The sequence below is a fragment of the Methanoregula sp. genome (assembly GCF_041645475.1).
Taxonomy (GTDB): Archaea; Halobacteriota; Methanomicrobia; order Methanomicrobiales; family Methanospirillaceae; genus Methanoregula.
Map to the genome: position 1 here is coordinate 108,197 of NZ_JBAZQA010000002.1, position 22,750 is coordinate 130,946.

The window sequence follows — 22,750 nt, forward strand, 5'->3', positions numbered from 1 at the left end:
CCCCCTTTTTTTATACGCCTTTTTGAAATCTTCCGGTACCGATTTTCTGATCAGGCGCGGGCGTTGTCGCGAATCTTTTCAAAAAATATCCGGTGGGAAATTGTGGGGGCCAAACCATGGTAGTGCCCCATTTATTATATGATTGTATAATCTATAAACAAAATGTTTATTATACATTACTTCCAACAAAATGAGTGCAACAAGCCCAAGGAGCACCTCCCGATGAGCCCGCAGAGCAAGAATGAAAATGTGCACACACGACCATCCGCATTCCTGCACCGGAAAGGGCGCCATAATCTGCTCTTTTACCTTTGCCTCCTTCTCATTGCCGGTATCTTTATCATCGCTGCTCCGGCACAGGCTGCCGGAGGTGACATCTCCCTCCAGCTGGATCAATCCAGCCGTTTTGCACCGGACGGGATGGTCTGTCAGGAACATTTCCACCCGGCAGAAGACCATGATGCCGGAACGGGAAATATCGGGGTTAGCAAAAATCCCGGGGCAGTCCTATGATCTCGGCGCTGGTTGTGGATTCCGATCCGGCCATGAGTGCATTTATTACCGGCATCTGTGAGAACACCGGTTCCTTCAAAGTCCACACCGCGGAATCCGGCGAGGCCGCCATGGTCTGGCTCTTTACCAACGATGTGGACGTCATCGTATCCGATTACCGGATGCCGGAGATGACCGGCATCGAACTGCTGCGTTCTTTGCGGAACCAGAACATCCGGATCCCGTTTATCCTTTTTACCGAGGATGATTCCGGGTTTTTGAAAAACGAGGCGTATAAGAGCGATGCATACGGGTTTATCATACGACGGGGAACAGAAAAAAAGCCGTTCCTGGATCTCATGCGACTGATGTACTGGGCCGGAGGGTATCACGATGCAGATGAGTGATCGGTCACATTGCCCTTCCAGAAAAACCCATCCCGCCTCTTCCCAAAACGGGAATGCCCGGATGCGGGGACCAGAACTGATCGTAACGGGACAATGGAGATCCCACCATCATTTCAATTTCGGCAGATCGTAAAAAAGCCAATCTTTGTATGAATGCCCGACAGATAGTGTGATTGTTATGTTTCCCGCTGGAATGTCGCGGATCGAGCGGCTGCTTCTGGTTACTGCCCTTGTTCTTTTCATCCTCCTTGCCGTGAAGATGACGATGTTCATTGTCACGATCATCCTGACCTCGGTCTTCCTCACCATGCTTGCATACCCGGGCGTGAACTGGCTTAAGAAGAAGGGACTCTCCGATCTCCCGGCGGTCTCGATCATCACGGTCGTGGCCTGCCTGATCATCCTCGCCTTTATCCTGCTGACCCTGTTGTCGTTCAATACCCTGGTTGCGGATATCCCGCTCTACCAGCAGGAGCTCAACCTGCGGCTTGCGGACATCACCGCTCTCCTCCAGTCCGTGGGAATCACGAGCGACAAGCTTTCGTTACCGCCACTGGACATCGGCAGCATCATCTCACTGGGGATATCTTCGGTTATGGGCCTCAGTGAAGCCATCATCTTCCTTTTCTTTGTCGCCGTGACAACGTTTTTCATGCTCCTCGAGGTTCCGGACCTGAGCGCCCGGTTCAGGCAGCTTGGGGGAAACAACCCAGAGACCATCCGGCAGGTCTCCCGCATGGCCGGGTATGTCATGGATTTCATTGTCGTGAGAACAGAAACCAATTTTATCCACGGGGTGCTTTTCGGAGGGTTCCTCAGTATCATGGGCGTGCATGCCGCAATCCTCTGGGGAATTTTAGTATTCCTCCTGGGCTACATTCCCTATATCGGACTCATCATCGCATCTGTGCCGGCGATCTTTTTTGCCTGGCTCCAGTTCGGGGTCTGGGGAGCGGTGGCCGTCATTGCCGCAGTCTGCGTGCTGAACCTGATTGTTGAAAACCCGGTCTATTCCTACCTTGCTGCACGGAAATTTGAGATCCCGGCCCTCGTCGTCATCATCTCCGTGATCTTCTGGGGATGGCTGTTCGGCCTTGTCGGCATGCTCTTTGCCATCCCCATCACGCTGATGGTCTTTTTGGGATTCCAGCTCTTTGAGGAATCCCGCTGGATCAACCGGGTGCTGGGTGTCAGCCACCTGTTCGAAGAGGAGAGTTCTCCCCAAAAAGAACCGGATGCCTGAGTCCTGACAACGGATGGATTTACGCGGATCCCATCACGGGATCACTTTCTTTTTCCGGAGCAGGCGGTTGTAGGCGATTGCGAACCGGTGCGCCTCATTGCGGATCTCCTGGAGGAAATGGAGGGCCATCCCCTTCTGGTCCAGCCGGAGCGGGAGCATCTCGCCAGGGATATAGATGTCCTCCTCTTTCTTTGCAATCGCTATAACCGGCACATCCACGCCCAGGTCCTCAAGGGCAGCCGATGCTGCCGAGAGCTGCCCTTTCCCGCCATCGATGAGGATCAGGTCAGGCAGATCGGCATCCTCCTCGATGAGCCTGCGGTACCGCCGGGTCACGACTTCAGCAATCGAGGCAAAGTCATCAACACCCTCAACGGTCTTGATCTTGAACCGCCGGTAATTCTTCTTGTCCGGCACCCCGCTTCGGAACTGGACCATCGAGCCCACCATCGCTGTACCGGAGATATGGGAGATATCGAAACACTCGATCACCTCCGGCAGGCCTTCAAGGCCGAGATTTGACTGGAGATCGTTCATCTTGAGATCGTTTTTCAAAAACGCAAGCTCGATGTTCTTCTCAACTAAGGAGAGGAGCTTCTTCTTCTCGCCAATCTTCGGGACCGTGATCGTTACCGCATGGCCCTTTCGCTCCGCCAGGTAATCGGCTAACGCCCCGTCTATCTCGTGGGCCAGGATCAGTTCGGCAGGAGGCATGCGCTCGGTGTAATACTGGACAAGGAACTCCTCGAAGAAATCCTCGCGGAGGTCAAAGGAATATTCCTGTTTGCCGGCAAGGCGGCCTTTCTCTACCGGGAAGACCATGAGGTAGACCGTGGGACCGGCAACCGTGTACGCAATCACGTCCTGGTCGGTCTCGCGGACCTGTTCCACGTGCTGGCGCTCGGCAAGATGTTCTATTGCAGCAATCTGGTTGCGGATGGCAAGGGCTTTTTCGTACTCCTGCTGGGAGGACTGTGCAACCATCTCTGACCGGAGGGTTGCGATAAGTTCGCTGCTTTTTCCCTTGAGGAGGCTCCTGGCCCGGTCAACGCTTTCCCGGTAATCTTCCTCGCCGACAGCCCCGATGCAGGGAGCGCTGCAGGAGTGCATGTGGTGCCGGAGACAGGCACGTTTCGGCAGCTTCCGGCACGAGCGGAGCAGGAAGATCCGCTTTATTACTTTGAGAACCGCATCGCGCTCGGCCGCGGATACGAACGGGCCGAAATAGGTTCCCTCCTCCCGGTTCTTCTGCCGTGCAATGCCAATGCGGGGATAGGGTTCCTTTGTTATCTCGATGTAGGCATAGCGTTTGGCATCCTTGAGATCGATATTGTATTTCGGCTGGTATTTCTTGATGAGATTGTTCTCGAGGAGGAACGCTTCCGTCTCGGTGTTGGTCACCAGCACGCTGACCGAGACTATCGACTCCACGAGCTTCCGGGTCTTGGGGTCGTGATCCTTCTTCTGGAAATAACTGCCAACTCTTTTTTTGAGGTTCTTGGCCTTTCCTACGTAGATGATCGTGCCTTCACGGTCAAGGAACTGGTAACACCCGGGGCTCGCCGGGAGGGTGGCCGTGTCAAACATTGCTGTAGTAGGGTCTCGCGTGCCAGCTATTAAGGGATAGGCATTGATCAATACCCCCGCAGGAAAGCACCTGTGACGGATGCGGGCATGGGCAGCGGACCGGTCAGGATCTCAGGGGGCCGTATGCGGGAGCGCAGGCAGAGCGTAGTGCGAAACGGGCAGCAGGATGCCGGCAGATTAAATATTACGGGATGTCCGGGCCGCCCCGGGTGTATCCCGCTGAATCCAGGACCGCGAGCCAGTCAAAATCGCAGAAGCTTTGGGGAGTCAGGGCAAAATAACCCGGGTTCTTCTTGCTTCCCGGACGGACCCGCAGAGCCGCGATCTCTGATGCCGGGAGCCCCCTGCCACGATAGGTAGGGATGAACCGGGCCGGCCCCGGCACGGCAGTCAGCAGGGCTTCTAGTGTGCCGTCCCCGGGTTCCTCGGTACCGTCCCCTTCGCAGACGCCAACTGCAGACCCGATGACTGCATACCCCGGACCGATGATCTCCTGGAGATGCGCTCCTGCAGGCCACCACGTGAGTGCATGCTTCCCGAGCTGCCACCGGGCCGGTCCGCGCTGCAGGTGGCTGTTGTGGGCAAAGGCAAAGACCTTCCCCCGGCCCCGTTCGCACGAGACCGCATACGCGAGATTGTCCGCCATCATAGCATCGCGCCAGCCAAGGCCGTTCATGATCCGTTCCCCCGGTGCCACCTTCTTTGCGAGCAGGGCATGGTAGTCCAGGAGCTGCCGGGCCACCGAGGCATACTGGACCGCTTCATGGTAGCAGTAATCGCCGGTCTTTGCCACCAGCTCCGGGCGGCGGGTGGTAAGTTCCATGATGAGATCCTCGGTCTCGATCCTCAGTGCGCTGGCAGCCGGCGAGCATCCGATCGATTGCTCCGGGTCCATCATCGCAGCAGGGTTCTCCCACGCAGAATCGTCTCCAAGGAGGGCGTTGATGCGGTCAGATCGATCGGTATCCTCAGTTTCGTCAACCGAAGCGAGATACTCAAGAACGAACTGCAGGAGCTGCCGGGGGCTGTCGCTTGTGGTCATCTCGGTCGGGCTGTCGAAGCCGTAGAACCGGACTTTTGTGGTGTGGGATGGGTCGGTATTGTACTGCCGGATCCATTCTGCGAGTTCCCGGTTCGCATCGAGCCTTCCGAAATTATGGCTGAACCCGGTCTCCCGTATATCATCATACGATGCCGGGCCGCGACCGAGGACATACTCGTTCACCGCATGCGCCCGGGGAAAACTGCTCTCGATGGCAATGGCGCTGTAGCCGTGCTTTTGTACAAGCTGCTGGAAGAGCCGGTTCCGGAGCAGGAGGATCTCTTCGCCGCCATGGAGTGCCTCGCCGAAACCGAGCAGCTCGACTGCGGGGCTGAGGGAGCCTATGAGCCTTTTGACGGTGATGTTGAAGATGCCGGGGGAATCTAAAGAGAATCGTATCGATTCGTTGAGGACCCAGTCCTCGAGGGTTGCATATTCCGGGCCGTAACTTTCCGGGAAAAAATCAAAGTCATTCATTTCTTAAAAGCCCCTCGGGGAGATCGGATCTGTCCTTGCCGGTGTTAATTCTGCTCTTTATTTGTTTAAGCCTGAGGATTCCTGTTTGCCGGGCGCTCTATCCCCGCAGCCTCGTTTACGGGGAGTGCCACCATACCCGGGGGGCCTCCCCGCAACAGTGCAAAACAACGGGTATTTTCTGAAACAATGCTGACCCGCCGTGCCTCAACACGGCCATGACGCGGGAACCCACCGAATTCCGATCATATCTCCGGTCAAAATCCCGACAGCCCGTTCAATACCGGTTCACTAAAAAATTCAAAAAAAGGAATTCTTTTACTTCGCGTTCAGGATGGGCTTCAAAAACTGCCCGGTATAACTTCCCGCAACCGCCGCCACCTGTTCGGGGGTCCCGGTTGCCACGATCTCGCCGCCGCCGTCCCCTCCCTCCGGGCCGATATCGATGAGATGGTCGGCCGACTTGACAACATCGAGGTTGTGTTCGATAACGATCACGGTATTGCCCTTCTCCACGAGATCGTCGAGCACCTTGATGAGCTTCTTGGTGTCATCGAAGTGGAGACCGGTTGTCGGCTCGTCCAGGAGGTACAGGGTCCTGCCGGTGGCACGCTTGGCAAGCTCGCGGGTGAGCTTGATCCGCTGCGCCTCGCCACCCGAGAGGGTTGTCGAGCTCTGGCCGAGCTTGATGTAATCGAGCCCTACCCGGGACAGGGTCTCCAGCTTGGACTGGATCGAGGGAATGTGCTCGAAGTGCTTCATCGCCTCTTCAACGCTCATGTCGAGAACGTCGGCGATCGACTTCCCCTTGTACAGGACTTCCAGGGTCTCGCGGTTGTACCGCTTCCCCTTGCACTCCTCGCACTCGATGTAGACATCGGGGAGGAAGTTCATCTCGATCTTGATGAGACCGTCGCCTTCGCAGGCCTCGCACCGGCCGCCCCGGATATTGAAGGAGAACCGGCCCGGCGCAAAGCCCCGCATCTTCGCCTCCTTTGTCCCGGCAAAGACCGTGCGGATCTCGTCGAAGACTTTCGTGTAGGTTGCGGGGTTGGACCGGGGGGTCTTTCCAATCGGGGACTGGTCGATGACGATCACCTTGTCGATCTCGGCATCGAAGACGATCGCGTCGTGCTTGCCGGCCTGCTCCTTTGACTTGTTGATGATCTGCATCATGCCCTTGTAGAGCGTCTCGTACACGAGGGTTGACTTCCCGCTGCCCGAGACCCCGGTAACGACCGTGAGGAGACCGATGGGGAACTTCGCGGTGATGCCCCTGAGGTTGTTCTCCTGGCACTTCTTCACCGTGATGTACTTCTTTGGGACCCTCCTTGTTTTCGGCACATCGATCATCTTTGCCCCGGAGAGGTACTGGCCGGTCAAGGACTTCTTGTTCTTCTCGATCTGCTTGGGGTTGCCTTCCGCGACAACGGCGCCTCCGTGGAGCCCGGCACCGGGGCCCATGTCGATCACGTGCTCTGCGGACCGGATCATGTCTTCGTCGTGCTCCACCACGAGCACCGTGTTCCCGAGGTCGCGGAGTGTCCGGAGGGTCTCGATCAGTTTCCGGTTGTCGCGCTGGTGGAGCCCGATGGAGGGCTCGTCGAGAACATAGAGCACGCCCATCAGGTTGGATCCGATCTGGGTTGCGAGCCGGATCCTTTGGGCTTCTCCTCCGGAGAGCGTCCCGGCGTTCCGGGAGAGCGTGAGGTACCCGAGGCCGACTTTTTCCAGGAAATCGATCCGGCTTTTGATCTCCTTCGTGATCAGGTTGGCAATCTCCGCTTCCTTTTTGGTCAGCCGGACGTTCTTGAAGAACGCGATACCTTCCGAAATCGACATGTCCGTGACATCGATGATCGATTTCCCGTCGATCCGGACCGCGAGCACCTTGTCCTTGAGCCGTTTTCCCCCGCAGGCCGGGCAGGGGGAGACCCGCATGTAGCCTTCGAGCTCGCGCTTACGCCAGTCTGACTGGGTCTGGGCATAGAGCCGGGCGGTCTGGGGGAGGAGACCTTCCCATTCGCCCGTGTGCGACCATTCGGCGTCGCCGTTCTTCATGCTCATCGAGAACTTCATCCGCTTCGAGGAGCCGTACATCAGGGCGTTGTACTGCTCTTCGGTGAGGTCCTTGATAGGCGTCATGGCCGAGAAGCCGTAGTTCTTTGCGACCGTTGCAAGGTACTGGCCCCGGAACCCGTCCATCGGGTTGCGGTACGGGGCGATGGCACCGTCTGCGATACACCGCTCCTTGTCCGGGATGATTAAGTCGGGGTCGAACTCCATCTTGACCCCGAGACCGTGGCACTCCTCGCAGGCGCCGAACGGGCTGTTGAACGAGAACATCCGGGGCTGGAGTTCCTCGAATGCCATCCCGCAGACCGGGCAGGCCATGAGGGACGAGTAGGTGGTCTCCTTCTCATCCTCGCCCGCAACGAGCACGAGCCCCTCGGACTTCTTTAAGCAGTTCTCCACCGCCTCGGCAAGCCGGGTCCGGTCGGAGGATTCGAGCCGGTCGATCACGATCTCGATGTCCTGCTTTTTGTACCGGTCGAGGCTGATCTCCTCGTCGGTCCGGATGATCTTCCCGTTGACCCGGACCCTTGCGTAGCCTTCCCTGTTGAGATCTTTCAAGAGCTGCTGGTACGTGCCCTTCTTCTGCCGGACTATCGGGGCGAGAATGGTGACCTGGCCTTTGTGCTCGGAAGCGATCTGGTCGGCAATCTTATCCGGGCTCTGGGCCGCGATGGGGATGTTGTGCTCGGGACAGAACGGCGTCCCGATGCGGGCATAGAGGAGCCGGAGGTAATCGTAGATCTCGGTGACGGTCCCGACGGTGGACCGGGGATTTTTCGAGGTGGTCTTCTGCTCGATGGAGATCGCAGGCGAGAGCCCCTCGATGGAGTCCACGTCGGGCTTGTGCATCATGCCGAGGAACTGCCGGGCGTACGAGGAGAGGGACTCGACGTACCGGCGCTGGCCTTCCGCATAGAGGGTATCGAATGCGAGCGTTGATTTCCCGGAGCCGGAGACTCCCGTTATGACGACCAACTTGTCCCGGGGGATCGTGACGCTGACATTTTTGAGGTTGTGCTGGCGTGCACCTTTGATGATGATATCTTTCATTGTAGGTGCTCAGACTGTTAAGCTCCGGTAGTTAAAGGAGTGAGGTTTGGGGCATGAAAGTGAAAATTGAATTCAGGGTTAGAAATGCGTTTTTATCGAGTTCATGCGTTGGAATCCAATCCTTCGCATCCGATTTGCACGCTGAATAAAAAAAGAGGGTGAGATTTACAATTTCAGCATGCCTTTTTCTTTGAGATAATACCCAGGACCGGATACGCTAAACGAAGCGGTCAATATCTGCTCAAGCGACTTTTGAATTGGTTTGCCCGTATCCAACGCTTTTGCAAGATCCCATAGTCCTTCTTCAATCTTCTTGAAGGTTGCATCATCCAGAGGAACTGTTGTTTCACCAGATTTAATCCGCTTGAATCGATCAAACAGGGTTTGATAACTTGCATTCAGAATGAGGTCTGCGAGTAAAATCTCACTTGAAAATGCATACCGATATGATCGACTTGTAATCCCATAGCCCGCTGAAAAGTAATATATTTTTTTCTCTGGATTTTTTTCTTTCTCCATCAGTCCTGCGATATTTCGCAGTTCCGTGACCAGCTCTTTTTTGAAGAAATCTTCATGCGTTGCCATTACTACACCTCACAATCATTTAATTTTCTGGCATCATCGGAGTTCCATAAGTTTGATACATATTGGGGGCTCGCGGTTCCATCCAATGTCATTCCATCTAGTGGAATTCGAGGATAACCTCTCTGTACTTTCCAGCCGGTTTCACTTACTGGTTCGGGCCCTATTGATGACGTAGGCCGTGGCATATGGCTTTCGAGATAGTCATGAATCTCATATAACGTTTCATCTCCCAGGACAGATTCAATGGCCACGATGTTTAATCGTTTTGCGACTTCAACCCATGGTGAAGCCACATTCAGGGAATAAAATGTGACTGAACCTACCCGACGTGTTTTCAGGATTTTGTTATTTACGAATTTTTTGATAATTCTCGTTGCGGTAACCCTTGAAACGCCAACCTCTTCTGACAATTCTGTTACGTTGAATTCGATGTCCTGCAAAGGTAATAGAAACTCCAGTAATCTCATTTCACTGGTGTTCCCAAACACTCCCTCAAATGGTTGCTGCATATGACTCACACCATACACCGTGAATTAGACTGGGGCATCACTCCCGATCTCTACCCTGATGTTATTATTATTATTATTATTATTAAAGATATGTAAAGTAAATTGAACACACGTGTAAATATTATTTAATATGTCGGATCTTACCCAACGATGTGTTAAACCCATGCGCAGATAGTACCAGCGTGGCCTGATTCATATCAGAGATGTAAAACTTGATATCTTTCTTTCTTATCTGGGTAATATAACCCTCATTTAACAGGGTCTTAATCGCATCATCGAATTCTTTAGTAAATCGCTTTTTTGCATATATCTTTTTAATTAATTCTGAGTTTTTCCCTCGGTCCTTTGCCAGAGATCGACCTTGGTACAGCATATCCAAGATGAAAAGTTCTTCATCAGATAACTGGCAGCACACAGTAACATAATATTATTTTACGTTAATTATAGTGTTTTGGGTTTTATGAATTCCCCCCCGTAACCGGGGGCGAGCGGGTCACATCGGGCTTGTGCATCACGGCCTGAGGAACTGCCGGGCGTACGAGGAGAGGGACTCAGGCGTACCGGCGTCGGCCTTCCGCGTAAAGGGTATCGAATGCGAGCGTTGATTTCCCGGAGCCGTTCGAGGCTCCGCTGATCGTCGCGGGTTTGTCGCGGGGATCGTGACGCTGACATTTTTGAGATTGTGCTGGCGTGCACCTTTGATATTGATATCTTTCATTGTGCGTGCGGTACTGATTAGTGCTGGGTATTAAAGACATTTGATCTATTCAAGGTATTTACCAAGTGTATTTCGAATGAAAAGTTTGCCGAATTCGGACAATGAATTAGTTGGACTGAGAAAGCCTATTTTTTTCATTTCTTCCAAAAAATCAGAGTTTAACACCTGAATATTTTTGTAGGCCAGTTTAATCGCATAACCAGGGTCCATTTTTCGGTCGATTTTCAGATCTCTAAAGCCAGAATTGAGTAAGTAAGACTCTAATGGGGTAAGGTGCACGCATAATCCCCAGTCATTCAACCATTTTTTTACTGAATTACCAACTGAAATATTACAATTCTTAATCGTGAATTCTCGGTATAATTTTCCGACTAAATCCGATGGAAGTGTTTCCAAATTTTCTTCTTTCAACAAACAAATTGGTTTATCTAATCCTAATAGATAACCTACCTCCAAAGATACATTTGGGTTAAAGGATTCTTGAGAAATTATTTCAAAAACTGCGATTCCAAAACCACATCCATGCAAATAAGTTAAAATATTGAAATAGGTGTCTGAGTGATATGCCTTATCATCAGCACGAAGACCTTTTAGCCCGGATTCTGCCAAGCTTTTTCGGAGCGCCGATAAAATATTTGTGTGGTCTTGGGTATTACCAAATTGCATCATAATAAACGCAACTTTTTTGGGATCGGGGTGATCAAGTTTGAATTTTTTTAGGCTCTCTTGAATTTCATGTGGAATATGAACTTTAGAGATATTTTGTATCGAATGTTCCTCGACTGAAATGGCATTTTTTTCTTTTCCCGGTACTAGGCTTGGAGGCTTCGTTTGCAATATTGATGGTAAATCATAACCGGCATTTTCAAAATCTATGTATAGCCATTCCTCATCGCATTCTAAATCAAGCAAATCAAAACCAATATCCTTAATTAATTCAATATTAATCGGAATGGAACTAAATTTAGAATAATACTTCAAAAAAGCTGCAACAATTTTCCCAAATTTTCCTTCTTTGTCAATATAGATTTGAGTTAAGAACCCTCCAAATATCTCATCGGTCCATGAGAGCGGAAAATTATTTGAATCGTAATCTTGGTGATCTTCATGTTCAAACACATCATTGAATGAGCGTATCCATAAATCCTCGATATCATTTTCGAGACAAAAAATTTTGAATGGTCTTGATTGTAAAAAACCGTCGACATCTAAACTTAGTAAATGTGCATATATTCTTTTTAGATATCCAGGGATTTTGATATTTTTTTTCATTTTTTAAAACTCTCTGCATTTCAGTATCATATAATTTTTGAGAGAATCTAATATCTATATTGGCTAACTGATGTGAAGCCTTAAGGGTTCCCGGGATACACCTCACACCAGGAACCGGCGTTGCTCAATGTCTACGGTTACCTGCACTTGACGACGGGTCCGGTACCAACCCGGTCCCGGGTCCGCCCACTGCGTCTGATATGAGAGCAAATGCACCAGACTCCGTAAAACCAGGCCTCCCGAGTCAGCAGATTTGTGAAATTCGGAAACGTTCTTCGTTTCAACGCGTAAAAATCTCGATTCGATAACATGAGAAGAAGATTACCCACTTGGGGCGCATGGAAAAATAAGTCAGGTCATTTGGTGGTCTGCAACGATTGGTGTAATGTTAGTGAATTCGAATACGAGGGATCAGTTCAAGAAGGGACAAAAATTTTCTATGGCGAATCTTCGAGCGTAACCGTTTCAAAAGATAAATACCTGAAAATTTTTCAAGATTTCAAGAAAAACACTCCTTTTAAGATGGGAACTTCAAGAACGTCACCTCCCAATGGAAGCGTCGGTAACTGGTTGAAAAACAATGTCACAGAAACTGCGATTGCATCATATGTCGGCTCCATTTTGATTCATGAAGGTTATGCCATTAAAGGAGAGGATCCTTCTACAATTGAATTCAGAAAAAATAGTATCGAAGGGTGAAATGAATGACCGCTCATGAACAAATGCTGATTGCCGCAAATTTGTTGGTTGTTGTAAAAGGAATAAATGAATTTTCTTCAGCAGAAATATTTTCACTTCTTCAATGTGCGGGATCGGATTATCCGATAACAACAATCCATCCTGAAATGTTGCGATGTTGTATTAATTGTCCTCGGGAGCATGAAACGCCTCATGATTATTTTGAAAAGATTGATCGGGACAAATATCGATTGGTTAAAAAATTGTCTTGAACTTGAAAGCTACTGGCCCACTACAGAATATAAAAAATAAATTTTATATTTGCCCCATTGGTTGGTCCATCGATTGATTTTCTTTTTACTCTAGCCATATTTTCAAATTTTGTACTTCCAAGTGCTCCACAGACAAGAGGCAGGCGGTTTGTAAAGTTGAGTTCATGGTGAACATCTCCGGATCGGATTGTCACTTCTTTTTGACCCCGTGTTCTTGCAGGAATGATGTAATGGTCTCTGCAATAAATACGAGTTTCATCTGAAGGGTGAAGCTCATCGGCAACAGTTGAAATTTCGGTCATTGAATTCCACTAGAGCGCAATAATGCAAATAGTTATCTCAGTTCTCAGTGCCCTCAGTACCAGCGATTGACGACGGATCCAGTACTAAACCCGCCCCCCCGGATCCGCCCAACCCCACAGCCCCGCCCCAAACGCTGCCGGTCGGAAGGAGCGCTGGATCGAACCATTAAACCCAGCAGAAAAAATGTATACTCTTTCGGGAATAATGAGTACCTATGAAATATACGGTGGTGCTCGAACCCCAGGAAGAAGGCGGTTTCACGGTTCAGTGCGTCGAGATCCCCGGAGCGATCAGCCAGGGCGAGACCCGTAAAGAAGCGCTCGCCAATATCAAGGAAGCAATAGAACTTGTTCTCGAAGTCCAGCGGGAAGAGTTACACCGGAAATCTCCCGCACACCACTGCGAAATCTCCCAGGTCGAAGTGGCGGATGTCGCATAAACTCCCGGTCGTCTCCGGGGAAGAGATGGTCAGGTACCTCTCGAAGCATGGGTTCGAGGTCAAGCGGCAGACATCGAGCCACGTTGTCGTACAAAAAGAATGGCGTGTCTTTTCTGTTCCTCTTCACCGCGAACTGAAGAAAGGAACATTGATCGGGATCCTCAAACAGGCCGGGATAGAGGTCGAGGATTTCAAACATGGATTCCGGTAAGAAAGAACCTGAGGATCGCTGCTGATTTTTCGAATGTGATCAAGTAGTACCTGCCATTATCAGTGCCCTCGGATCCGAAGAATCACTACGGGTCCGGTACTAAACCGGTCCTGGGTCCGCCAATCAATAGAGAACCCGGCCCCGCCGCACGCGATCCGCCGGGTAGAACTGACCCATCCCTCTGTCCTGGTTCATGAGAGGTCCGATAGTCAGGTTTTATGGGGCGGTTCACCGCTTCCGGGTTGTTTTTTTACCCTTGGGCCCGATAACGGAGTCGTGCGGTGCATTGTAAAACATGCTTGAGGCCGGCCCTTCTCTGAGAACCTTCTGGTTATATGCCTCGATATATTTTTGAACCGCTTTTGAATCCATGACATCGATACCATCAGAGCGGGCTGCCATCACAAATCTTTTTGACATTCCCCAGTTGTCAGGATTGGATGACCGCTCCATAATGCGTTCGTGCAGAGTTTTTATCTCGCGAGCCATAACGGCAGCATTTTTCTGAAGATGATGTTCGTCAAGGTATGCAAAGAATGCAGAAAGTACCGGAACAACACACCGGAAAAACTCCGGACCTTCGGACATCTTCTCCGGGAATAAGTGAACGCAGCATTCTCTCATCGCATCAGCATCCCATTCCTGCGGGACACGCCCAAGATAACTGAACATCATATCAGTAAAAAATCCGGCAATATTTTCAGACTGCAACCGCTCATCTTCGCTTAAATTCAAGAAACGCGGACTGGTACAAAACCCTTCGCCCCAATCGAAAATAACAAAGTCCAGGCACTCGTTGAGTGCAGATTCCGATAATTGTTCAGACGAAACGGTTCTCTTTTTTCGTTGTTTCATTATAGACTTCCCCAATAGTGGAGGATCTTTGTTCAGCAGGGCCTTTTTAGGTACAACCGTTGTTCCAACGCCTTCCGGTCATCCAGACTCTTTCTGATGAAAGGATCAACACCACCGATTGACTCAAGAATTGTTTCCGATTTTCATGAACGTAATCTTTTTGCTTTTGAGGCATTCGAGATCGTAATGGAAGCGGGAGACTCACTAACCTATCATATCTTTGGAAATTTCAACTCCACGGTTGCAGGCCCCAGCTCAGTGCCCCGGGCTCCGACACCTGACAACGGGTCCGGCACCAATACGGCCCCGGGTCACGACATTACCGGCGGGTGGTTGCCCCGGGCGGGGGCAGGTTCACCGTTGGAGTCCCTACACACTCCGAAGAGGGGGGGTCGGGAAATCTCAACGGTGGGACAGGGATTCCATCAGCGAAAAAAGATCCGGTCCGGTGATTTTTTGTCTCTCACACCGGAACCGGAGAATTCCTCTCTCTGGATCGGAGCACGGCCTTAAAGATCTCACCTGCGGCCAGTATGATCAGGCCGGGGATGAGACAGAGCAACCATTGGTACGGGGTAAGTGCTGTGGTCCCGAAAATATCCTGGAAGAGGCGGGTTTCCGTCATCAGGATAGTCCCGAAGACAACCCAGAGATAGATATACACAAGCCGGGAGTTCGAGAATGTCGCTTCCTGGAAGGCAGTATCTTTCGGGAATCGCAGGTTCCATGCAAGAAAGATATTCATCAGCGAAAGAGATACCAGCGCCATGGTCTGCCCGATTTGTGCCGAGTTAAAGGTGACCTTGCCGATGTGGAAGAGATAAAGCGCCATCGCGGCCATGAGCAATCCGGCACTGAACAGCCTGATAAACATCTTTGTCGTGATGAGCGGTTCACGGACTTTCCGTGGTGCCCGGTTCATGATCCCGGGTGACGCCATGTCAAGGCCGAACGAGATGCCGATGGGTGCAACAACGAGCATGTGAATCCAGAGCACCTGACCGGGACTGAAGAGCGCAGTCCCGGCGATTGCAAAGATCGAGGACCCCAGGAATGCCAGGATGAACATGAACAGGTTGGCGATCTGGATCCGCAGGTATTTCTGCAGGTTATCGTACACCTTCCGGCCTTCTTCGATGGCGGTCACAATGGTCGCAAAGTTATCATCGGTGAGGATCATTTTGGCCGCCCCCTTTGCAACATCGGTTCCGGTAATCCCCATCGCGATGCCGATATCTGCCGCCTTGATTGCAGGAGCGTCGTTCACACCGTCGCCGGTCATTGCCACAATATTGCTTTTCTTTTTCAGGACTTCCACCAGCCGGACCTTATGTTCCGGTGCGACCCGTGCGATAACCCCGATCTCATCGATCTGGCGTTCCGCCTCTGCATCGCTCAGTGCGGCAAATTCGGCACCGGTAACCGCCCGCCCAACAATACCCAGTTCCCGCCCGATGGCCTCTGCGGTCACGGCATGGTCCCCGGTGATCATCCGGACCCGGATCCCCGCGTTTTTAGCCTTTGCAATGGAATCTTTTGCCTCCGCCCGCGGAGGATCGACCTCTCCGACGAGTGCGGTTATCGCCAGGTTCTGCATAAGGGGGATGAGGTCGGCTTTCGGGTCGAAGGTCGTCGGGTTGAAATCACGCTGGGCAAATGCCAAGACACGTAGTCCTCCGCGGGCAATTTGCTCGTTTTCACGAAGGACCTTGTTCCTTTCCGCTTCATGCAGTTCCTGCGCCGTGCCGTCCGGCAACAGGTAGTACGACGAGTGAGTCAGGATAACGTCCGGTGCCCCCTTCACATAGGCACGGATGATCTCTTTTCCCGCCGGATCCTTCATGCGATGGAAGGTGGCCATGAATTTATAGTCGGAATCGAAGGGTATGCTGGCGAGCCGGGGATGGTTTTTTTGGAACTGCCTGACATCAATCCCGCCTTTCTCTGCAAGGACATAGAGTGCCCCTTCTGTCGGGTCCCCGATTACCTGGCCGTCCCGGATCTCGGTATCGATGCAGAGCGCACAGCAAAAGAGAATGAAATCGAGATTTTCTTCCTGGTCCCCCTGCGTCCTCTGTATCTTTCCCGTAAAACTGTAGCCTTCCCCGGTAACGCTGTAGCGATGCCTGACCGTGGATATCGTCCGGACCGTCATCTGGTTCATCGTCAGAGTCCCGGTCTTGTCCGAGTTGATCGCTGAAGTGGAACCCAGGGTCTCCACAGCGGGCAGGTTTTTGATGATGGCATTCTTCTTTGCCATTGCAACCGTGCCCATGGCGAGAATGCTGGTGACGACTGCCGGCAGGGCATCGGGAATCGAACCGATGGCGAGTGATACCCCAATGACAAATAACGTGGTGAAAGACTCACCCTGGGAGAGCCCGAGTACGACAATACTGATAAACGAGAGCCCTGCCAGGCCGATGATTATGAGAGTTAAGTTATTGATCTGCCGGGTAAGGGGACTCTTTTCCGCCTTCTGATCCCGGAGCATAGTGGCGATATGACCCACTTCGGAGCCCATTCCCGTGGTGGTGACCAGGATCTCTCCATGTCCACGCGTCACATTCGTGTTCATGAACGCCATGTTCAGCTGGTCACCAAGAGAGACGTCCTTTTTTGTTAGAGGGTCCGTGTTCTTCTCCACGGCGGTGCTCTCTCCGGTAAGGGCAGATTCTTCTATCTGGAGCGTTGCCGTAACGATTACACGACCGTCGGCCGGGATGCGGTCGCCGGCATCTACGATCACGATATCGCCGGGGACGATTTGATCGGCTTCGACCTGGACAACCCCGCCATCCCGCCGCACTTTGGCAACAATCTTCATCATCTTGTTGAGTGCTGCGACACTGGCCGCTGCCTTCGCCTCCTGGCGATAGCCGAGCATTGCGTTGAAGATTGTCAGGAGGAGAAGGAGCAAAAAAGTGCGATATTCGCGAATAAACAGGCTCACGATCGCCGCGATGATCAGGACGATCTGCATGTACGAGGTATACTGCTCCAGGAAACGAAGCCAGGCAGGTTTTTCTTTCTCCTCTTCAAGAATGTTTCTGCCATATAACTCAAGCCGGTGGGCGGCTTCGGCGGCACTGAGCCCTTTTTCCAGGGGTGTTCCAAGTTTTTTTGCTGCTTCATCGACGCGTAGTCCGTACCAAATCTCTTTAGTAGCCGCGGTAGCGGAAGGCTGCGGTGGTTGGTCGGCCATGGTCGTGAAATTCCCCTTTTTGTCCTTCATCTTCCCATGTTCATTTCGTGAAATTCTCGTGCAGGGTCGGTTGCAGGATGGCTGATGAGTTGTCGGCCCTGTCGGTTTTTCCCCCAGGAGAGGCCCCGGTTTTTCTTTTCCTTTCTATCTCGAATTGATTACGGGAACACCATCAGTTCACATCCGGATTTATGATGAGATACAACACGTGAATATATATTGGACATATATAAAATGATTGTGGAGATCTGATTTTTTTGTAACTCCCACCCACACTGCGTTCGATGGCGGCCCCCCCTCTTCTCCCGCCACGTGCACGAGGAGATCCGCGACACCCCCATAACAGGAAACCTGATTATCTCCTCCGCATAATGAATTGATCAGCAAGCAGCAGGTGAAGACCCGTGGAAGTCGAAGAACAGATCATCAGGGAACTGCACCAGGTGCCACGCCAGCACTACCGCGAGATCCTTGATTTCATCCGGGCGAAAAAGAAGAACGCCGGCAAAATACTTTCCGAACCGGCACTTGCCAGCGAATCTTCCTTAAAAAAGGACTGGCTGCGTCCTGAGGAAGACGAGGCATGGGCGAACTTGTAAGAGGCGACGTTGTTGTCGTCTTATTCCCGTTCTCGGATCTGAGCAGCGCAAAGAAACGCCCGTCCCTTGTCCTCGCAACACCGGACGGCGATGATGTCATTCTCTGCCAGATAACCAGCCGGCTGGTATCAGACCGGTATGCAATTCTCCTTAGCGAAACCGATTTTTCTTCGGGATCTCTCCGTCAGGAGAGCAATGTCCGGCCAACCCGGATTTTTACTGCTGATAAAAGAATCATCCAATATACCGCCGGGCATCTGAAGGATGATGCGATGACCGCGATTGTCAACCGGGTCGTTGAGATCATGCAACAATAACCCGGCCTATTATCAGTGCCCCCGGTTCCGGTAATTGACGATGGGTCCGGTACCAAACCGGTCCCGGGTCTGTCATTCAAAGAGTGGACGGGTCGCACCACCGGGCGGGCAGGAATGGGAGGTGGACCGTAGAATGATAATAGCACATGATATTATATTCTGACTCCTATACTCCGGCATGAGATGGATGATTTTCATCAGCGTCCTCTTCATTTCTCTTCTCCTCGCGGCAGGTTGCATTTCCCAGGATGCCGGCCCGTTGCTGGCAACCAGCTCCCCACGAGGCGCCTCCACCGGTTCTTTCGTGCCTCCGAGCGGATCCTCAATTGCAATTGCATTCGATGCCAACGAGATGTCAACAACCTCGCCCGAGGCAAAGGAACAGTTCATCAAAGGGCTGACGTACTCAACTCAATACGCCCGTTACAACGACTCACTTGCATTTTTTGATGCAGCCCTTGCGATCGACCAGAATTTTTCTGAAGCCTGGATAGCGAAGGGGGTCGCCCTTCACAATATGAAACGCTATGATGAAGCGATCAAAAACTATGACAGGGCTCTTGAGATTAATCCGGATGATGCGGGTGCCTGGTCCGTGAAGGCGATGACGTTCAGGGATTGGGGAAAAACAACAGAGTCCGGGGAATCTTCACGGAGAGCCGCCGAGCTTGATCCCAGATATCGAAATTCTCCGCAAACACCGGTCACTCCGGCCTGAATACATCCATTCAATAATTATCTGACCGATTCTGGTGGGGATTATCGTGTGGCTCGCTTCGTCCCGTCAGTACCGGCCATTACTCAGTGCCCCCGGTTCTGACACCTGACAACGGGTCCGGTACTAAATTCTGTCCCGGGTCCGCCCAACCCCCACAAGCCCGGCCCCTCCCCGCTACACTCAGCCGGCAGGGGAGACGGGGGATCATGGTTCCGCCCCGTATTTTCAAAAAAATCCGGTCAAACCAATCACAAGATCATATAACCGGAAAAAATTCCCATGGTTCGCAACCGGGTCCCGATTTTCATGTGAAAATCGATCAGCGACTGAAAACCGGTTGGGCCCATAAGTACAGACGGAACGTGAAACCGGATCCCGATTTTGAAACTGCAATCGCGATCAGGATCGCGATCAAAAACCAATCCGGATTAATCTCGATCCGAATTTGATCGCAGAACCGGATTCCGGTTCTTCCGGTAAAATCGATCCATGGATGGTTTCTGCAGAGCAGACATATCCTGATACCTGGCCATTCCCCGTGCTCTCAATTCCCTCAATTGACGACTGCCCCCTCCGCCTCATGTCCCGGGTCAGCACCACCACGCGGCTGGTAAAGAGGTAAGAACCGCAATACAATTGGTAAATATATTAACATAGAAATTCAAAATTCGTGGGAATGGCGAATCAAAAACGAATGCAATATTGTAAAACAATCATCGATTCGTTTTTGAGGACTGATCATCGGAGATTATCACGGGCCCGGGATTTATTACGGGTCATAGCACCAACTGGCAGCAGAGCGCCCGTCCCCGGTTATCCAGCAGGTGCCAGGACCATGCTCCGGGTCCGGGGAGGCATCTCGTGACACGCTCCCGCACGACCTGGGCCCTGGTCTTCATCCTCCTCCTCGCATTTGTCCTCCGTTTCTGGCAGCTCGACCTCAAGCTGCTTCACCATGACGAAGCGGTTCATTCCTGGTTCTGCTACCAGTTCCTGACCACGGGTGCATGGCAGTACGACCCCAGTTACCACGGGCCGTTCCTCTACTACGTGACGACCGGCATGTTTGCCCTGATCGGTCCGTCGGACTTTGCAGCCAGGCTGCTCCCGGCGCTCGTCGGATTCGCCATCATCCCGCTCGTGTACGCGGTATACCGGATCGGGTACATCAGAGAAAACCAGATGCTGGTTGCCGCTCTCTTCATCGCCATATCACCGGATATGGTCTATTTCTCCCGCTTCCTCCGGCACGACATTTTCATGCTCTTCTTCACCATGCTCCTCCTTGTCGCGATCCTGTACTATTTTGAACGGGGCCAGACGAGGTTTGCCGTTCTCGCTGCTGTTGCGGCAGCCGGTGCACTCTGCTGCAAGGAGGAGATGCCGGTCATCATCATCATTTTTGCCGTCTTCTTTGCGTTTTCAGTCTGGAGAGGACGGTTTACCCTTCCCCTGCAGTGGAAGGCCGATCTCATGCTCGCGGTTATCCTCGTATTCGCGATCATGAGCGTGCTGTACTCGGCGTTCTTCAGCCATGTCGATACCCTGGTTGGCCAGAACTTCAGCATCACCACACAGGGTCTCAATTTCAAAATGAACACGACCGGCTGGTACCAGGCCATTGACCACTGGACTGCGATGCACAACCAGCAGCGGCTCGGCGGCCCGATGTACTTCTACATCCCGCTCTTCCTCCTCTACGAGCTCCCCATCTTTATCCTCGCCCTGATTGGGACGATCCAGTTTATGACCACAGGACTCCACCCGGTCCGCGTTGTAAAAAAGGTGAGGAACTGGATCCGGAGACGCCGCTATACCCTCCCGGCAGGAGATCTCGCGGCAATAACACTACAGCAGATCCGTGACCGAAAGGAAGCCGGCGGGAAATCCGAAGAGTTCTTCCGCTTCTGTATCGTCTGGATGATCGGCACAATGGCCCTCTATGCCTTTGTCGGGGAGAAGGTCCCCTGGCTCATCATCGCCCAGCTTCTGCCGATGATCTTTGTTGCAACCTACCGGCCGGGCTGGCAGAAGACCGCGTTTGTACTCGCGGGCTGCCTCTTCCTCCTCGTCGTGACCTGGCATGTCGCATTTGTCCCTGTGGACATCAACGAACCGATCGTCCAGGTCCAGAACTCGGAAGATCTGCGGGTGGTGATGGGGCTGATGGACAATACCAGCCTTGTTGTCATCGCCTCAGAGCACTACTGGCCGCTCCCGTGGTATTACCGGGGTGATGTGTGGAACAAGAAGATCAAATTCTACGGCGGCATTACCGATATCGGGACCATAACCTGGAATGACCCCGGCATGATCATCCTCCATGATACGGAGAGCTACCCCTCCCTTGAAGGGTACCAGAAAAAGACCTATAAACTGAGCTACTGGTTCTCGTTCGATGACAATAAGAATCGGCTGCCGGATTACTACCTCCACCGCGACGGGAAGATGGGGAGCATCAACATTGATGTCTTCACGCGGCTGCCGGCGTATGCAATCCCTCCGAATGTAATCCTGTCCGACAAACTCCCGGTCAATGTAACGTAATTTTCCGGATCCCGGGCACGATTCAGTACTCTTTTTTTCAAAGATTTGTCTTGCCCATCCCGCCAAGACCCTGTAACATTTTTCACAACAACCGAAAATTCCCTCGTCTCAAGTACAGTTGTTTCGCCGGTCCTCTCCAGCACAGTAAAGGCAGGCTTACATCGAAAAGTCCCATCCCCATCCGACCCAAGGATCCAACAATCAAAGACTCGTATGTGCCACGATCCGTCCTTACCGGCGCTCTTCAGGGCTATCGGTACCAAAGAAGCAACAACGGGCCGGTACTAACCGATCCCGGTCCGCCCAATGGCCACCAGCCCGGCCCCGCCCCAAACGCACGCGGCACAACCCGCCAGTACCGGCGCTGTTTGTGCCCCCGTTATCTGATATGCGACAAAGGCCTCAGTATCGATCCGGTTCCGGACCCGTCAATCCAAAGAAAGGATGGGTCCGCACCACATCACCCGCCAGATAAACATGATGTCAATCTTTATCCGAAATCACACCCCTAAAAGGAATGATGAAAGAACTCCGGAGTGAGATTGAGATTGCCGCATCGGCCAAACAGGTGTGGGAGATCCTCACCGACTTTGCGGGTTTTCCAAAATGGAATCCGTTCATTCGCCGGGCACGTGGAAACCTTGTGGCGGGGGAACGGCTCGAAGTCTTGATGCAGCCTTCCGGGGCGAGGGGAATGACTTTTTCGCCCACGGTTCTCAATGTTGAGACTGACCGGGAGCTTCGGTGGATCGGCCATCTCTTCGTACCCGGCCTTTTTGACGGCCAACATATCTTTACTATCGAACCGCTCGGAACAGGTCGGGTTCGTTTTACCCAGCGGGAGATCTTCACGGGCCTGCTCGTCCCCCTGTTGGCACGGATGCTCGATACCGGTACCCAACGCGGTTTTGAGGAGATGAACAAAGCGCTGAAAGCCAGGGCAGAACAGACCGTAGGATGACGACGGGTCCGGTACCAACCGGCCCCGGGTCAGCCCACTCACCTCCAGCCCGGCCCCGACGCACGCGGAGGGCATAGGAGAACAGACCCCTCTTCCTGTCCAGATGTCCATGAGGAGTCCGACAGACCGAGCCGCTGGAACGGGGTTTTTCCCGCAACTTTCCACTATCGCCGGACGAACAAAAGAAGTG

At 52.4% G+C, this 22,750-nt stretch carries 21 protein-coding genes and 1 pseudogene; 12 read left to right on the forward strand and 10 right to left on the reverse strand.

All coding sequences use genetic code 11. The features are described 5' to 3' along the window. The first annotated feature begins 162 nt into the window (after positions 1-162). From WC598_RS02415 to WC598_RS02425, 3 genes are all read left to right on the forward strand, one after another. On the forward strand, positions 163-513 hold the full coding sequence (locus WC598_RS02415; RefSeq protein ID WP_372959872.1) for a hypothetical protein: 351 nt from the start codon (positions 163-165) through the stop codon (positions 511-513). Next, positions 510-899 (forward strand): response regulator, encoded by a 390-nt coding sequence (locus WC598_RS02420; RefSeq protein WP_372959873.1) that lies wholly within the window; start codon positions 510-512, stop codon positions 897-899. The genes WC598_RS02415 and WC598_RS02420 overlap by 4 nt, the downstream gene beginning before the upstream one ends. Positions 900-1,077: 178 nt before the next feature. After that, a complete protein-coding gene (locus WC598_RS02425) occupies positions 1,078-2,142 on the forward strand; it encodes an AI-2E family transporter (RefSeq protein ID WP_372959874.1) in 1,065 nt (354 codons plus the stop codon). Positions 2,143-2,175: 33 nt separating this feature from the next. On the opposite strand, the gene uvrC is transcribed toward WC598_RS02425, so the two are convergent. The 7 genes and pseudogenes from uvrC to WC598_RS02460 all read right to left on the reverse strand — a co-directional run bounded on the left by uvrC (position 2,176) and on the right by WC598_RS02460 (position 11,455). Then, positions 2,176-3,729, reverse strand: a complete 1,554-nt coding sequence (gene uvrC, locus WC598_RS02430; protein ID WP_372959875.1) for an excinuclease ABC subunit UvrC — start codon at positions 3,727-3,729, stop codon at positions 2,176-2,178. A 184-nt stretch (positions 3,730-3,913) separates the two neighbouring features. After that, positions 3,914-5,248: an erythromycin esterase family protein gene (locus WC598_RS02435; RefSeq protein WP_372959876.1), complete on the reverse strand. Its 1,335-nt coding sequence runs from the start codon at positions 5,246-5,248 to the stop codon at positions 3,914-3,916. Positions 5,249-5,563: 315 nt separating this feature from the next. After that, positions 5,564-8,371 carry an excinuclease ABC subunit UvrA gene (gene uvrA / locus WC598_RS02440; protein WP_372959877.1) on the reverse strand — a complete coding sequence of 936 codons (2,808 nt, stop codon included), beginning with the start codon at positions 8,369-8,371 and terminating at the stop codon, positions 5,564-5,566. Between the two features lie 165 nt (positions 8,372-8,536). Beyond that, the gene (locus WC598_RS02445) at positions 8,537-8,956 is read right to left on the reverse strand and encodes a hypothetical protein (RefSeq protein WP_372959878.1); all 420 of its coding nucleotides are present in this window, start codon (positions 8,954-8,956) and stop codon (positions 8,537-8,539) included. A gap of 2 nt (positions 8,957-8,958) precedes the next feature. Then, positions 8,959-9,465 (reverse strand): winged helix-turn-helix domain-containing protein, encoded by a 507-nt coding sequence (locus WC598_RS02450; protein ID WP_372959879.1) that lies wholly within the window; start codon positions 9,463-9,465, stop codon positions 8,959-8,961. 494 nt (positions 9,466-9,959) lie between these two features. After that, positions 9,960-10,183, reverse strand: a pseudogene (locus WC598_RS02455) (hypothetical protein); the annotation flags it as partial. A 45-nt stretch (positions 10,184-10,228) separates the two neighbouring features. Then, positions 10,229-11,455 (reverse strand): hypothetical protein, encoded by a 1,227-nt coding sequence (locus WC598_RS02460; RefSeq protein WP_372959880.1) that lies wholly within the window; start codon positions 11,453-11,455, stop codon positions 10,229-10,231. A 309-nt stretch (positions 11,456-11,764) separates the two neighbouring features. Between WC598_RS02460 and WC598_RS02465 the strand changes: the two genes are divergently transcribed. Both WC598_RS02465 and WC598_RS02470 read left to right on the forward strand, forming a co-directional pair. After that, positions 11,765-12,154, forward strand: coding sequence for a hypothetical protein (locus tag WC598_RS02465; protein WP_372959881.1), 390 nt, complete (start codon positions 11,765-11,767; stop codon positions 12,152-12,154). A gap of 5 nt (positions 12,155-12,159) precedes the next feature. Further along, on the forward strand, positions 12,160-12,405 hold the full coding sequence (locus WC598_RS02470; protein WP_372959882.1) for a hypothetical protein: 246 nt from the start codon (positions 12,160-12,162) through the stop codon (positions 12,403-12,405). Between the two features lie 20 nt (positions 12,406-12,425). Here the strand turns inward: WC598_RS02470 and WC598_RS02475 are convergent, their stop codons facing one another. Further along, positions 12,426-12,707 carry a hypothetical protein gene (locus WC598_RS02475; RefSeq protein ID WP_372959883.1) on the reverse strand — a complete coding sequence of 94 codons (282 nt, stop codon included), beginning with the start codon at positions 12,705-12,707 and terminating at the stop codon, positions 12,426-12,428. Between the two features lie 215 nt (positions 12,708-12,922). Between WC598_RS02475 and WC598_RS02480 the strand changes: the two genes are divergently transcribed. Together WC598_RS02480 and WC598_RS02485 are read left to right on the forward strand one after the other, a co-directional pair. Then, positions 12,923-13,147 carry a type II toxin-antitoxin system HicB family antitoxin gene (locus WC598_RS02480; protein ID WP_372959884.1) on the forward strand — a complete coding sequence of 75 codons (225 nt, stop codon included), beginning with the start codon at positions 12,923-12,925 and terminating at the stop codon, positions 13,145-13,147. After that, positions 13,137-13,358, forward strand: coding sequence for a type II toxin-antitoxin system HicA family toxin (locus tag WC598_RS02485; RefSeq protein WP_372959885.1), 222 nt, complete (start codon positions 13,137-13,139; stop codon positions 13,356-13,358). Before WC598_RS02480 ends, WC598_RS02485 begins: the two co-directional genes overlap by 11 nt. A 228-nt stretch (positions 13,359-13,586) precedes the next feature. Here the strand turns inward: WC598_RS02485 and WC598_RS02490 are convergent, their stop codons facing one another. Together WC598_RS02490 and WC598_RS02495 are read right to left on the reverse strand one after the other, a co-directional pair. Then, positions 13,587-14,213, reverse strand: a complete 627-nt coding sequence (locus tag WC598_RS02490; RefSeq protein ID WP_372959886.1) for a hypothetical protein — start codon at positions 14,211-14,213, stop codon at positions 13,587-13,589. A 463-nt stretch (positions 14,214-14,676) separates the two neighbouring features. Further along, positions 14,677-17,448: a cation-translocating P-type ATPase gene (locus WC598_RS02495; RefSeq protein ID WP_372959887.1), complete on the reverse strand. Its 2,772-nt coding sequence runs from the start codon at positions 17,446-17,448 to the stop codon at positions 14,677-14,679. A 374-nt stretch (positions 17,449-17,822) separates the two neighbouring features. On the opposite strand from WC598_RS02495, the gene WC598_RS02500 reads away from it, so the two are divergent. From WC598_RS02500 to WC598_RS02520, 5 genes are all read left to right on the forward strand, one after another. Beyond that, positions 17,823-18,017 carry a hypothetical protein gene (locus WC598_RS02500; protein WP_372959888.1) on the forward strand — a complete coding sequence of 65 codons (195 nt, stop codon included), beginning with the start codon at positions 17,823-17,825 and terminating at the stop codon, positions 18,015-18,017. Further along, positions 18,002-18,334 (forward strand): type II toxin-antitoxin system PemK/MazF family toxin, encoded by a 333-nt coding sequence (locus WC598_RS02505; RefSeq protein ID WP_372959889.1) that lies wholly within the window; start codon positions 18,002-18,004, stop codon positions 18,332-18,334. The genes WC598_RS02500 and WC598_RS02505 overlap by 16 nt, the downstream gene beginning before the upstream one ends. Positions 18,335-18,512: 178 nt before the next feature. Continuing rightward, complete coding sequence (locus tag WC598_RS02510) at positions 18,513-19,052, forward strand: tetratricopeptide repeat protein (RefSeq protein WP_372959890.1); 540 nt, start codon at positions 18,513-18,515, stop codon at positions 19,050-19,052. Between the two features lie 861 nt (positions 19,053-19,913). Beyond that, positions 19,914-21,599, forward strand: coding sequence for a flippase activity-associated protein Agl23 (locus tag WC598_RS02515; RefSeq protein WP_372959891.1), 1,686 nt, complete (start codon positions 19,914-19,916; stop codon positions 21,597-21,599). A 517-nt stretch (positions 21,600-22,116) separates the two neighbouring features. Beyond that, a complete protein-coding gene (locus tag WC598_RS02520) occupies positions 22,117-22,560 on the forward strand; it encodes an SRPBCC family protein (RefSeq protein ID WP_372959892.1) in 444 nt (147 codons plus the stop codon). Positions 22,561-22,750: the final 190 nt, after the last annotated feature.